Genomic DNA, 12260 nt, shown 5'->3' with positions numbered 1-12260 from the left:
AAAGCAGCAGTAGTTGCAGTAAAATTCCGCACCATTTTGAAATAAGCTGGCATTGCGGCCAGCGGCAAACCGAATTAATCAAAGGTGAGAGGCACATGCCGGTAATTAAAGTACGTGAAAACGAGCCGTTCGACGTAGCTCTGCGTCGCTTCAAGCGTTCCTGCGAAAAAGCAGGTGTTCTGGCGGAAGTTCGTCGTCGTGAGTTCTATGAAAAACCGACTACCGAACGTAAGCGCGCTAAAGCTTCTGCAGTGAAACGTCACGCGAAGAAACTGGCTCGCGAAAACGCACGCCGTACTCGTCTGTACTAATCTGTTGAGAGCGACGCTCTCAATTCAGACCGAGTTGTAGTTGTAAGGCCGTGCTTCCGAAAGGAATGCGCGGCTTATTTTCGTTTATAGTCATCAGAAATAACGGGGCTTATGGCTGGACGAATTCCACGTGTATTTATTAGCGATCTGCTTGCCAGAACCGACATCGTCGATCTGATCGATGCGCGGGTAAAGCTGAAAAAGCAGGGCAAAAATTTTCACGCGTGCTGTCCGTTCCATAACGAAAAAACCCCCTCTTTCACCGTCAACGGTGAAAAACAGTTTTACCACTGCTTCGGCTGCGGGGCGCACGGCAATGCTATCGACTTCCTGATGAACTACGACAAGCTCGAGTTCGTGGAAACGGTCGAAGAGCTGGCCGCCATGCACAACCTCGAAGTGCCTTATGAAGCAGGCAACGGACCCAGCCAGATAGAGCGCCATCAACGGCAGAACCTCTACCAGTTACTGGATGGTCTGAATGCGTTTTATCAACAGTCTCTGATGCAGCCCGCCGCCGATCCTGCGCGCCAGTACCTGGCGAAACGGGGGTTAAGCAGCGAGGTGATTACGCGCTTTGCCATCGGCTATGCTCCCCCAGGTTGGGATAACGTTTTAAAACGGTTTGGCGGCAATCAGGAAAACCGCCAGTCGCTTATTGATGCCGGCATGCTGGTCACCAACGATCAGGGACGCAGTTACGACCGCTTCCGCGAACGGGTGATGTTCCCCATCCGCGATAAGCGAGGCCGGGTGATTGGGTTTGGCGGACGGGTGCTGGGCGATGCCCTGCCGAAGTATCTGAACTCCCCGGAAACCGACATATTCCATAAAGGCCGCCAGCTGTATGGCCTGTATGAAGCGCAGCAGGATAACCCCGAACCACCGCGTTTGCTGGTTGTCGAAGGGTATATGGACGTCGTGGCGCTGGCGCAGTACGACATTAATTATGCCGTGGCCTCGCTGGGTACCTCGACCACGGCCGACCATATCCAGCTGCTGTTCCGGGTGACCAATAACGTCATCTGCTGCTACGACGGCGACCGGGCCGGCCGCGATGCCGCCTGGCGCGCGCTGGAGACGGCGCTGCCGTACATGACCGATGGTCGCCAGCTACGCTTTATGTTTCTGCCTGACGGCGAAGACCCGGATACGCTGGTGCGTAAAGAGGGCAAAGCGGCGTTCGAGGCGCGGATGGAGCAGGCTCAGCCGCTCTCCACGTTCTTGTTTAACAGCCTGCTGCCGCAGGTCGATCTGAGTACTCCGGACGGGCGCGCGCAGCTGAGTACGCTGGCGCTGCCGCTGATAACCCAGGTCCCGGGCGAAACGCTGCGCATCTATTTGCGTCAGGAGTTGGGCAATAAGCTGGGCATTTTAGATGACGCGCAGCTTGAACGATTAATGCCAAAACAGGCGGAAAATGGCGCGCCGCGTCCCGCACCGCAGCTAAAACGCACGACCATGCGTATACTGATAGGACTGCTGGTGCAAAACCCGGATCTGGCGCCGTTAGTCCCGCCGCTGGAGGGACTGGACTCGCGCAAAATGCCGGGACTGAGCCTGTTCAACGAACTGGTGAAGAGCTGTCTGGCGCAGCCTGGTCTGACAACCGGGCAACTTTTAGAGCAATATCGCGGCACAAAAGAGGCGGCAACCCTTGAAAAACTGTCGATGTGGGACGATATAGCAGATAAAGACATCGCTGAACAAACCTTCACCGACTCGCTCAACCATATGTTTGATTCACTGCTGGAACTGCGACAGGAAGAGTTGATAGCTCGCGATCGCACACACGGTTTAAGCAGTGAAGAACGCCGGGAGCTCTGGACCATCAGCCAGGAGCTGGCGAAAAAATAAATGACAGACAATATCCTTCACGTTGTATCAAAGCAGTAAGAAAGCGCAGAACAACGTGAAGGAAAAGTATTTAACGGCTTAAGTGCCGAGTATCGATCGGGAAGCCCCCGACAGCCGCGCAGAGGCGCAGCGGCAATAATATAAGTACGCCCTCGCTTTAAATGTCGACAGCCCGTCTGCCGACACCAATCAAACGAATTAAGTGTGGATACCGTCTTATGGAGCAAAACCCGCAGTCACAGCTGAAGCTTCTTGTCCAACGTGGTAAGGAGCAAGGCTATCTGACCTATGCCGAGGTCAATGACCATCTGCCGGAAGATATCGTCGATTCCGATCAGATCGAAGACATCATCCAAATGATCAACGACATGGGTATTCAGGTGATGGAAGAAGCACCGGATGCCGATGATCTGATGCTTGCCGAAAACACCGCGGATGAAGATGCTGCCGAAGCCGCCGCGCAGGTGCTCTCCAGCGTGGAATCCGAAATCGGGCGCACGACCGACCCGGTGCGTATGTACATGCGTGAAATGGGTACCGTAGAGCTGCTGACCCGTGAAGGCGAAATTGACATCGCCAAACGCATCGAAGACGGCATCAATCAGGTGCAGTGCTCCGTTGCCGAATATCCGGAAGCGATCACCTACCTGCTTGAGCAGTACGACCGCGTTGAAGCGGAAGAAGCCCGTCTGTCCGATCTGATCACCGGTTTCGTCGATCCGAACGCCGAAGAAGATATGGCGCCAACCGCCACCCACGTTGGCTCCGAGCTGTCTCAGGAAGAGATGGATGACGACGAAGACGAAGACGAAGATGAAGACGCCGACGACAACAGCGATGACGACAACAGCATCGACCCAGAGCTGGCCCGTGAGAAATTCGCCGAGCTGCGTACCCAGTACGAGCTGACGCGCGACACCATCAAAGCCAAAGGTCGTAGCCATGCCGCCGCCCAGGAAGAGATCCTGAAGCTGTCTGAAGTCTTCAAGCAGTTCCGCCTGGTGCCGAAGCAGTTCGATTACCTGGTCAACAGCATGCGCAGCATGATGGATCGCGTTCGTACTCAGGAACGTATCATCATGAAGCTGTGCGTTGAGCAGTGCAAAATGCCGAAGAAAAACTTCATCACCCTGTTCACCGGCAACGAAACCAGCGAAACCTGGTTCAACGCCGCGGTGGCAATGAACAAGCCGTGGTCTGAGAAGCTGCTGGAAGTGAAAGAAGATGTGCAGCGCGGCCTGCAGAAGCTGCAGCAGATTGAAGAAGAGACCGGCCTGACCATCGAGCAGGTTAAAGATATCAACCGTCGCATGTCCATCGGCGAAGCGAAAGCCCGTCGTGCGAAGAAAGAGATGGTTGAAGCGAACCTGCGTCTGGTTATCTCTATCGCCAAGAAATACACCAACCGCGGTCTGCAGTTCCTCGACCTGATTCAGGAAGGCAACATCGGTCTGATGAAAGCGGTCGATAAGTTTGAATACCGTCGCGGCTACAAGTTCTCGACCTACGCCACCTGGTGGATCCGTCAGGCCATCACCCGCTCTATCGCGGATCAGGCGCGCACCATCCGTATTCCGGTGCATATGATTGAGACTATCAACAAGCTCAACCGTATCTCCCGTCAGATGCTGCAGGAGATGGGCCGTGAACCGACCCCGGAAGAGCTGGCTGAGCGTATGCTGATGCCGGAAGACAAAATCCGTAAAGTGCTGAAGATCGCCAAAGAGCCTATCTCCATGGAAACGCCGATCGGCGACGATGAAGATTCGCATCTGGGGGATTTCATCGAGGATACCACCCTCGAGCTGCCGCTGGATTCTGCGACCACCGAGAGCCTGCGCGCGGCAACGCATGACGTGCTGGCCGGCCTCACCGCTCGTGAAGCGAAAGTGCTGCGTATGCGTTTCGGTATCGACATGAACACCGACCACACGCTGGAAGAAGTGGGTAAACAGTTCGACGTTACCCGCGAACGTATCCGTCAGATCGAAGCGAAGGCGCTGCGTAAACTGCGCCACCCGAGCCGTTCTGAAGTGCTGCGTAGCTTCCTCGACGATTAATCGTCGCGGGGCATCGTCTACAGCCTGTTAAAAAGCTCCCTGCGGGGAGCTTTTTTTATGGCGTTCAGGTGGCCATCCCGGGAAAGTCGCCTCTCTCCGCTACTGGCCGCGGGTTGCCAGGGCATCGTCCAGTTCACGATAGGCCGCCACCAGCTTATCGAGCGTCGCCCGGTTTAAGCCGCTGGGATTAGGCAGCACCCACACCTGGGTCGTCCCGATGGTCATGGCCTGTTTCCCCCACTTCGCGCCGCGCTGGTTAAAGGCCAGCTCGAATGCCTGCTTGCCGAGCACCGCCAGCGCCTGCGGCTGATACTCCTCAATCTTCCGCACCAGCTCACGGCCGCCGCTGCGCAGCTCCTGCAAGGCGACCTCGCTGGCCTGCACCGTCGGACGCTCTACCAGCATGGTGATGCCGCAGCGCGTATCCAGCAGCTGCAGCTCCTCTTCCGGCCTGAGCTGCCGATCGGTGAACCCGGCCTGATGGATGACCTTCCAGAAGCGATTGCCAGGATGGGCAAAATGAAAGCCGGTATGGGCGGAGGACTTCCCCGGGTTGATACCGCAAAAGACAACGCGCAGGCCCGGCGCAAGGATATCGCTAATCATGTTTTCTCCGGCTGTATGGCTAAAACATGATTATAAAGGATTGAAAATGCATTGTTTATAAAAACAGCAGCTGCGCGCTTTACGCTGGATTGCAATCGCCAGTTACTTTATAATCCCTCGCCACGGCCCCTTAGCTCAGTGGTTAGAGCAGGCGACTCATAATCGCTTGGTCGTTGGTTCAAACCCAACAGGGGCCACCAAATTTTAGCTTTAAAATCATATAATTAAGCCACTCACGCGAGTGGCTTTTTTCTTATATCGTTATTGAGCGGCGATAAAATGGCGGTGAATTTTTTACCGCCACTTTTCAGATCACATAAAAAAACCCGCTCGCGGCGGGCATTTTTTGAAATTTTTTTCAGAGCCATAGCGGGCGCTGACCACCAACTGTCGGATGAGGCGGGGCCGGGATTATCGTTCCTGGCGTAACAATAAAACGTTCCACCGATTCCATCGTTACGAACGTACAACTGCAATTTATGTTAGTACATTGGTGGTAACGCTCTTTGGTGTTCTCACTTAGATAGCGACTGGTGCGCGCATGTGCCGCGTGCTGGCATTTTGGACAATGGAACATTACTACACTCCGAGATTCACACAATGTGAATAAATGATACACAATAATTCACCAAAAGCGAAAGATATTCATAGTTAGTTGATAAGGATGCCCATGAACCTCTTAAAAATAACGCTTCTATGTACTGTCGCAGCCCTTTCAAGCAGAGCCTTTTCACAAAGCATTGATGCACAAATTTTAATGAAAAGTCTTAAACCGTGGCAGCCCGTTGGAATTGAGGTCAAGACGGACTCAGTGAAAATAAAGTTACCAACTGCCACTGTAACCTCGGATGCATATGAAGCACTGATATCATCCGGTGTCTGCACTCCTGTTTGGGTTAAAAGTGCCCCTGAGGGATATCTCAAAAACACCAAAGAGATACATGTCGTTAATAAATTTTCAGCGCAGGGCTATACGTTTGAAACCCCTCTGATTACATGTAAAAAGATGGGTGCGCTGATGGACGATGAAGCAAAGACTTTGATGTATGAAAACACCCACGGCTACGTTTCAAAATGAAGATGACAACAACCCGTTTGGTTACGGGTTGTTTTCCTTTTTAAGCATCCACAGCATCATATTCCACATCAAACAACCTCACCTCAAGCTCTAGGCTCGTCGTAAAGCCGCTTTTACTCAGGTAGTGCATAACTTTAGTGATTGTCCAAGATTGCTCGTCTATGACGCGCTTAAAGCCTTTAACCTGTACCGGCGTCTCTGGATAAAGATCAGCCCGCCCCGTCGCCAGCCTGATAGAAAACTCAGCAACTCCACGTTGCAGTTTGTCCCATTTTGCCTGGGCTGCTCGCATCGCCTGCGCTTTGGTTGAAAAAATTGTCGTCAGGGCGAACACGTTGTCATCCTCGCCGACCATGTATTCACCTTCCCTGGCTTCCGGTGTCTTCACCGCTTTTTTCTTCGTTACCGGTTTGGCTTTTGGGTGCTGTAGCGCACGTAAATGTTGCTCTTTCGGTTTCCGCTTTAACGTCACCTTTTGCTTTTGTGGTTTCGGGTCTTTGGTGTGTAACCATTTTGCCGTGACACCGGTATATGCCCCACGGTCGGCAATCGAAAACTGATGCCTGTCGCCATCGCCGCGGGTGATAGTGACTTGTGGAATAGCCTTTCCACTGGCTGTTAACCCACGCCCGGCTTTCAGAAAAAGCAACTTTCCCGCTTTTACCGAAACCTCACCACCATTTCGTTCGGCGAGACGAGTCAAAAATTTAGCATCCGATTCCTGTGACTGGTCGATATGCGGGATTTTAATTCCCGCCAGTTCAGGTATGACTCTCGATGTCAGTTTGTTACGCGTCGCTATCGCCGCCACAATTTCGCCTAAAGTCTTGTCATGCCATGACTCTTCTCGCCTGGAATTTAACGTTCCCCGAAAATCGGCACTACGGGCACGGATTGTCACGCTATCTGGCGCGCCATGATGCTCAACTTCATCGACAGTGAAAGAGCCCTTGTTAATTAACGCAAACCCTTTCCATCCCAGATAAAGCGTCAGCACGGCACCACGTAACGGCAACTCGACAAGCCCGTCAGCGTCATCGAGCTCAATATCAAGCTGGTCTGCCTCAAATCCGCGGTTATCGGTCATCGTCAGACTCATTAAGCGGTTACTGATATTGCCGGTAATATCTTTGCTGTCGAGCATCAGCATAAAATCGGGCGTCAGGACGCCACCCGCATTCAAACTCAGCATATCCAGCATCAGCTAATCCCCACCAAGCCAGACACTGACGAAGCCATATTTTCCGCCTTGCCAATAAGTGCATTGGCCTGTTCGCCAATATCGCCATACAGCGCCGCGAGTGATTCATCCACGCGGGTGAGCGTCAGCGTGAAATCAATTTTTCTCGCCGTGCCGTCAGCAAAAAACAAGCTCCCTGTCTCGCTGATATTATTGATGACGTACATACCGTAAATAGTGCCGGTGCCATCCAGCAACGGCCAGGCGCGCCCTTCGTCAGCCATTAAACGAATAGCTGTCATCGTCAACTTTCCACCGGTGAGCTCCGGGTATAACACACCGGCCAGGGTAATTCTTTCTTCCCCCGGCCCCAGATACTGGAAAGAATCCCGTTTACCTACGCGTGAGTTTGATGGCCAAAGATATTCGGCATCGCGTTGCATCGTCTGGTGTGGCAACGTCTGGCGCATAAAAACAAACATACCGAGTGCAAGCATCATTTCTCGTTACCTCCTGTCAGTCGTGGTTCATGCTGGCCCGCTGACGAGCACGCTTGTCACGCTCAAACTTTTCGAGCGCATCCTGTAGTTGACGATCGAGCTGCGTGCCGTTCCCGCTACCATCAACGGAAATGTGATACTCGCTTTTGCTCTGGTCGATGTAAGAACGCCCGGCGGGTGCGGTGACTGGTTGGTATGCCTGATAGCCGCTATAAGTACTGGTAGCCGGGATATAAGAGTTACCCTGCGTGGCTGCGTTTGCTTTTGCGGCAGTCTGATCAAGCGTACTGGACTCTTTGTTGATTATGCCGAGCTTCTCAAGTACCCAATCAATACCGCTGCGCAGCTTATTGAATGCTGTAAGCGGTAAAGTAAGAGCGTCAGCCAGGCGCTGACCAAACAACACACCGGCATCTCGGAAACTGTTTAACGTTTCCTGTGATGATTTAACCGGCGCAATCAGATTGTTAAACCAGTCCCACGCGGCTTTAAGTTTTCCGGCTAGCCAGTCAAACATCGGTTTAAGCGGTGCAAATAGTTCTGCTATTGGCGCGAAGGCCGTGCGCAATCCTTCCATCACACCGCCAAAAAACGCGCTGATGGGCTCCCAATATTTACGGATGAGCAATGCCCCGGCCACTATTGCGGCCACGACAGCAACAACCGGCCAGGAGATTGCGCCAATTGCAGTAACGACGCCACCGGCCACCGTAGTAAATACGGTACCGAGTGCCGTCGCAGCGGCAATGATGGCATTTACACCGGTTATCACCGGCCAGGCAATCAGTCCAATAGCCCCAATCATCCCCACGACCCCGATCGCCACAGCGGTAATCACCCCCAGCGTCTGCGCGAGCTCTTTATTTCGCTGGATCCACTTATCAAGTTTGAGCACGTAGCCGGTAGCGGTTTGCACCAATTTACGTAAAGAGGACTCCTGCTGGTCAAAAAGGTCAGTACCTACAGCCTCATATGCCGACTGAAACTCTTTAAAGTCGCCGCCGAGGTTTTCCTGCATAACCTTAACTAGTTCCTCCGTCTTACCGTCAGAGGCTTTAAATGCAGCCGTGAGCTTGTCCAGCTTTCCTGATTGAGCCGCGTTCATCAAAACAGCGGCGGCAGAGCTGGCCTCTTCACCAAATATCGTTTTCATGTATTCAGCGCGCTGACCGGTACCCAGTTTATTTTTATCAAAACTGGCCTGCATTTCCTTCAGGATGGTAAAGATCGGGCGGGTATTCCCTTTACTGTCTGCCGTTTTAATTCCAAGCTCTTTAATCGCCGCGTAGGCTTGCCCGGTCGGTGCCTGGAGTCGACTTAAAATAGCGCGACTACCCGTACCAGCCATTGATCCCGTAATTTTCGCATCATGTAGGGCGCCAACCATTGCAGCGGCTTCCTCAATGCTGACACCGGCATTTTTCGCCACCGGCGCAGCATATGTCAGCGCATCACTAAGCCCGTCAAAATCTGCGGCGGTTTTATTCATTGTCATCGACAGGACATCACCGATGTGAGAGACCTGCTCGTTAGAAAGCTGGAAAGCTGATTTCATCCCCATCAGCAAACCGGCGTTCTCTTCCATTGTTCGACGGTTAGCAAGCGCCATATTAAGTGTGACGGGCGTCGCCGCCTGAATCGCTGCCGCGTCTCCGCCTGCTTTCGCAATGATAATCTGAGCACCGGCCGCATCATCGGCAGAGGCGGCTGTATTGTCACCCAGCAGTCGGGCCTGCTTTCGCAACGCAGTCATTTCTGCGGAGTCTTTCGCCACGCCGAGTACAGCCTGTAACTCGGAGTTTTTCTGCGCAAAATCATAACCCGGTTTCATCAGTGCAACACCGGCCAGCGTGCCTGTCGTCGCCATACCGACACCGGCGGCACCCATTGCTGCCGCATTTCCGGCCAGCTCCTTACCGGCCTGATATCGCTGCTTAACCGCATTGAGCTTTGCCTGTTGCGCGCTGACCCGCGCCAGCGCTTCACGCTGACGATTGAGCTGTGCTGTCGTTTCGCTAATGTTGGTTTTTAACCGGCGTTCATCCGCGGCCAGGGTACGGGTATTTATTCCCGCCTGGCTGAGTTCCTGCCGCTGGCGCTGTACAGCCTGCCGTAAGCTGTTGTGTTTAAGCTGTAGCGCGGCGGCGCTTTTTCGTGCCGCGTCCATCGCCTGCGCCTGCGCGCGGGTAGGCTGCTCCGTATTTTTGAACTGGATCGCCAGCGCGGCGGCTTCCTGTTTAGCTTTCTTCAGCTCCTGACCGGTAACGGCGAGTTGCGCGCTGGCTTTGCGAAATCCGTCAATACGGGATGCCTGACCGTTAAGCTCACGCAATGATTTTTGAGTGTCCCGGATATCACCAGACAGCGTTTTACTCGCTGTCTGGATGGTTTTAAACGGGCGGGTCGCCTGGTCAACAGCCTTGAGTAAAACCTGCAATTTAACGTCGTTACTCATTCGTGTTTCCGCTTCGCTGTAGCGCCTTTTCGCGCCAGGTGGTGAGCTCGGTCAGGCTCATGGGATATAACTCTGATGGCGGCCAGTGAAAAATCACCGCGATATCCGCCATCAGGTCATCGACCGACATGTCTTTCGGGAAATTTAATCCGCCAAATTCGGCGACAAAAAACCGTTCACCTTTGTTGCCAGCGCCATCAGGTCGGGTAAATCCATCATGACGACATCCGATTCGGTAAGAGACGGACTGGTCATACGCGGCAGCACTTTAATCAGGGCATCCACTTCAGAGCGCGCAACGTCTGCCAGGCTGACACCGCGCAGGGTTCCGGCGTTAGGCTTCATCAGGGTGATTTTTTCGATGACCTGCTCGCCGCGTTTGATGGGGTTTTCCAGGGTGACGATGTTTTCTTTGCTCATGAGTTTCTCACTATTTACGGATTCGGGGTTAACCGGCCAGACATGCTGGCCGGGGAAAAATTACAGGCCGATATTGCGGCGGTGCTGGTCGAGTCGGTCGACGCCGTTCACCTTCTCAATCATGTTGAGGACGTCGATTTCTACCAGCTCTTTACCGTTCATGGTCAGCTTGTAGTACGTGCAGACCAGCGATAATTTGCTGCTGGTATCCTCGCCCTGTTTGCTCTCGCCGTTATCGACTTCCTTCACCTTGAAACGGGTCTCAACTTCCACCGCCACGGTTTCGCCGTTATCGTCCCGCTGGTAAGAGCCTGCATAGCGCAACAGCGTCCCGGTACCGACGGCACCATAAAGCGACCAGATCGCATCATCAGGGAAGCCGCCGAGGGAAATCTCCATCGCCAGCGCGTCATCGTCGAGGCCGAAATCGACAGGGGCTGAGCCTGACATCCCGCCGCCCCGGTAATTTTCCAGCTTACGGGTCAGCTTAGGCAGGGTGACGGACTCGATAACGCCGAGATAGCTGACGCCATCCAGAAACGTGTTCAGATATTTGAGCTTGCGCGGCATTGCCATTGGTCAGGGCTCCTTAATTGCTGTTAACCGATGACACCAGATTCGCCAGGTATTTATCGGTAATGCGCTGGCGTAGCGTCAGGTTTTCGAGAGGGGGAACCGGCGTATAGTCGTAATCGATATACAGTTTTCCGGCTTTGAGGGTCGCCGCGTCGTTGGCCGATTCATCAAACCAGCAGGTCGCATCGACGATATAGCCCGCCGTTTTCATCTCGCGGAATTTCGCATTGATACCCGCAACGATGTCCTTAATCAGCGTGGCAGTGATCGGCTTGTCTACCGCCCACATGTGACCAGCGGCCATTGTGTCAGCGATAACCTGCGCGGTGCGGGTGTAGTTCTCGAACAAGAACAGCGGGTCATCGGAGCAGCAGCGGTTGCCCCAGAAGCGGAAACCGTCTTTACGAATGAGCGTGGTGACGCCTGCCTCGTTAAGCAGGTCGGCATCGGTGCCGGATTCCTGCAAATCCCAGAAGACCGACGCGCTGATGCCGGTGACGCCATTCACGCCAACGTTTGACAGAGTTTTGTGCCAGCCGGTGTCCTGGTCGATTTTGGCGCGCAGGCCCAGCGCGCGGGCAGTCGCCCAGGCGGTCTCGGTCGCGTTCGCCGTGGTATCCCATGCCAGAAAATCCGGCCAGATAACCATCAGCTCACGCTGGCTGAAATTCTCGCGATAGAGCATCGCCTCGGAAATGTTCTTACAATCCCATGCGCTGATATAGCCAAAGGCGCGCAGCTTCTGGCAAATCGGCGCGAGGGCGGTCGCCACTTCAAGGGAGTCGAGGCCCGGCACGCCAAGGATGCGCGGTTTAACGCCGGTGACGGCCTCCGCCGTGAGCAGCGCTTTCAACCCGGTGTAATTGCCGCTTTCGTCGGTACCGCCGATGATATTAGAGATAGTCTGCGCCTCGGCATCGTCGCCGGTACCTTCGGCAACGCGCACAACGACAATGACCGGTTTCGACTGGTCGGCGATTGCCTGGAGGGATGCGGCCAGGGTGCCTTTTGTACCCGCTTTCGCAATGGCGCTTTGCACGCTGGTAATCAGTACGGGCTTATTGAGTGGGAAGGTGGCGGCATCGGCATCGCTTGCCGTGCAGACCATGCCGATAATCGCCGTTGATACGGTGGAAATGACGCGGGTGCCGTCGTTAATCTCGACAACCTGGACGCCGTGATGAAAATCGCTCATCCGTTTAACTCCGTGGTTAAGG

The 12260-nt window shown here is 54.0% G+C and carries 13 protein-coding genes and 1 tRNA gene; 5 read left to right on the top strand and 9 right to left on the bottom strand.

Annotated elements, in window-relative coordinates:
- Nucleotides 1-95 precede the first annotated feature (95 nt).
- The 3 genes from rpsU to rpoD all read left to right on the top strand — a co-directional run bounded on the left by rpsU (nt 96) and on the right by rpoD (nt 4228).
- On the top strand, nt 96-311 hold the full coding sequence (gene rpsU / locus OHJ17_RS03450; protein ID WP_001144069.1) for a 30S ribosomal protein S21: 216 nt from the start codon (nt 96-98) through the stop codon (nt 309-311).
- A 111-nt stretch (nt 312-422) separates the two neighbouring features.
- Nucleotides 423-2168, top strand: coding sequence for a DNA primase (gene dnaG, locus OHJ17_RS03445; protein WP_002917631.1), 1746 nt, complete (start codon nt 423-425; stop codon nt 2166-2168).
- A 218-nt stretch (nt 2169-2386) separates the two neighbouring features.
- Entirely contained in the window at nt 2387-4228 is a 1842-nt protein-coding gene (rpoD, locus tag OHJ17_RS03440) for an RNA polymerase sigma factor RpoD (protein ID WP_004174339.1), read from the top strand.
- 99 nt (nt 4229-4327) lie between these two features.
- Here rpoD and mug read toward each other — a convergent pair whose 3' ends face one another.
- On the bottom strand, nt 4328-4834 hold the full coding sequence (mug, locus tag OHJ17_RS03435) for a G/U mismatch-specific DNA glycosylase (RefSeq protein WP_002917636.1): 507 nt from the start codon (nt 4832-4834) through the stop codon (nt 4328-4330).
- Between the two features lie 124 nt (nt 4835-4958).
- Here mug and OHJ17_RS03430 point away from each other — a divergent pair.
- A tRNA-Ile gene (locus OHJ17_RS03430) sits at nt 4959-5034 on the top strand.
- A 158-nt stretch (nt 5035-5192) separates the two neighbouring features.
- On the opposite strand, the gene OHJ17_RS03425 is transcribed toward OHJ17_RS03430, so the two are convergent.
- Complete coding sequence (locus OHJ17_RS03425; protein ID WP_023343301.1) at nt 5193-5411, bottom strand: DNA-binding transcriptional regulator; 219 nt, start codon at nt 5409-5411, stop codon at nt 5193-5195.
- A 93-nt stretch (nt 5412-5504) separates the two neighbouring features.
- Between OHJ17_RS03425 and OHJ17_RS03420 the strand changes: the two genes are divergently transcribed.
- Nucleotides 5505-5912 carry a hypothetical protein gene (locus OHJ17_RS03420; RefSeq protein ID WP_032433542.1) on the top strand — a complete coding sequence of 136 codons (408 nt, stop codon included), beginning with the start codon at nt 5505-5507 and terminating at the stop codon, nt 5910-5912.
- 40 nt (nt 5913-5952) lie between these two features.
- Here OHJ17_RS03420 and OHJ17_RS03415 read toward each other — a convergent pair whose 3' ends face one another.
- Genes OHJ17_RS03415 through OHJ17_RS03385 form a run of 7 tightly spaced genes read right to left on the bottom strand, consistent with a single transcriptional unit; the run spans nt 5953 to nt 12238 of the window.
- Nucleotides 5953-7113 carry a phage late control D family protein gene (locus OHJ17_RS03415; protein ID WP_032433545.1) on the bottom strand — a complete coding sequence of 387 codons (1161 nt, stop codon included), beginning with the start codon at nt 7111-7113 and terminating at the stop codon, nt 5953-5955.
- Nucleotides 7113-7592: a phage tail protein gene (locus OHJ17_RS03410; RefSeq protein ID WP_023343304.1), complete on the bottom strand. Its 480-nt coding sequence runs from the start codon at nt 7590-7592 to the stop codon at nt 7113-7115. Before OHJ17_RS03410 ends, OHJ17_RS03415 begins: the two co-directional genes overlap by 1 nt.
- Nucleotides 7593-7608: 16 nt before the next feature.
- Nucleotides 7609-10047, bottom strand: a complete 2439-nt coding sequence (locus OHJ17_RS03405; protein ID WP_032433547.1) for a phage tail tape measure protein — start codon at nt 10045-10047, stop codon at nt 7609-7611.
- Nucleotides 10040-10159, bottom strand: coding sequence for a GpE family phage tail protein (locus OHJ17_RS03400; protein ID WP_014343413.1), 120 nt, complete (start codon nt 10157-10159; stop codon nt 10040-10042). Before OHJ17_RS03400 ends, OHJ17_RS03405 begins: the two co-directional genes overlap by 8 nt.
- Nucleotides 10160-10191: 32 nt before the next feature.
- Complete coding sequence (locus tag OHJ17_RS03395) at nt 10192-10467, bottom strand: phage tail assembly protein (protein WP_114505217.1); 276 nt, start codon at nt 10465-10467, stop codon at nt 10192-10194.
- A gap of 60 nt (nt 10468-10527) precedes the next feature.
- Nucleotides 10528-11043 (bottom strand): phage major tail tube protein, encoded by a 516-nt coding sequence (locus tag OHJ17_RS03390; RefSeq protein WP_032433549.1) that lies wholly within the window; start codon nt 11041-11043, stop codon nt 10528-10530.
- Nucleotides 11044-11056: 13 nt separating this feature from the next.
- Complete coding sequence (locus OHJ17_RS03385; RefSeq protein WP_019724797.1) at nt 11057-12238, bottom strand: phage tail sheath protein; 1182 nt, start codon at nt 12236-12238, stop codon at nt 11057-11059.
- Between the last annotated feature and the right edge of the window lie 22 nt (nt 12239-12260).

Origin of the sequence: Klebsiella sp. KP20-425-1 (assembly GCF_025813515.1) — a bacterium.
In the GTDB taxonomy this organism is placed as follows: domain Bacteria; phylum Pseudomonadota; class Gammaproteobacteria; order Enterobacterales; family Enterobacteriaceae; genus Klebsiella; species Klebsiella pneumoniae.
This window is presented reverse-complemented; position numbering and strand designations above follow the sequence as displayed.

Bases quoted from the DNA above. Each gene is read 5' to 3' on its own strand.
- OHJ17_RS03410 (WP_023343304.1), bottom strand. From the start codon at position 7,592: ATGATGCTTGCACTCGGTATGTTTGTTTTTATGCGCCAGACGTTGCCA.
- OHJ17_RS03385 (WP_019724797.1), bottom strand. From the start codon at position 12,238: ATGAGCGATTTTCATCACGGCGTCCAGGTTGTCGAGATTAACGACGGC.
- OHJ17_RS03415 (WP_032433545.1), bottom strand. From the start codon at position 7,113: ATGCTGGATATGCTGAGTTTGAATGCGGGTGGCGTCCTGACGCCCGAT.
- mug (WP_002917636.1), bottom strand. From the start codon at position 4,834: ATGATTAGCGATATCCTTGCGCCGGGCCTGCGCGTTGTCTTTTGCGGT.
- rpoD (WP_004174339.1), top strand. From the start codon at position 2,387: ATGGAGCAAAACCCGCAGTCACAGCTGAAGCTTCTTGTCCAACGTGGT.
- OHJ17_RS03390 (WP_032433549.1), bottom strand. From the start codon at position 11,043: ATGGCAATGCCGCGCAAGCTCAAATATCTGAACACGTTTCTGGATGGC.
- OHJ17_RS03420 (WP_032433542.1), top strand. From the start codon at position 5,505: ATGAACCTCTTAAAAATAACGCTTCTATGTACTGTCGCAGCCCTTTCA.
- dnaG (WP_002917631.1), top strand. From the start codon at position 423: ATGGCTGGACGAATTCCACGTGTATTTATTAGCGATCTGCTTGCCAGA.
- OHJ17_RS03400 (WP_014343413.1), bottom strand. From the start codon at position 10,159: ATGGCGGATATCGCGGTGATTTTTCACTGGCCGCCATCAGAGTTATAT.
- OHJ17_RS03395 (WP_114505217.1), bottom strand. From the start codon at position 10,467: ATGAGCAAAGAAAACATCGTCACCCTGGAAAACCCCATCAAACGCGGC.
- OHJ17_RS03405 (WP_032433547.1), bottom strand. From the start codon at position 10,047: ATGAGTAACGACGTTAAATTGCAGGTTTTACTCAAGGCTGTTGACCAG.
- rpsU (WP_001144069.1), top strand. From the start codon at position 96: ATGCCGGTAATTAAAGTACGTGAAAACGAGCCGTTCGACGTAGCTCTG.
- OHJ17_RS03425 (WP_023343301.1), bottom strand. From the start codon at position 5,411: ATGTTCCATTGTCCAAAATGCCAGCACGCGGCACATGCGCGCACCAGT.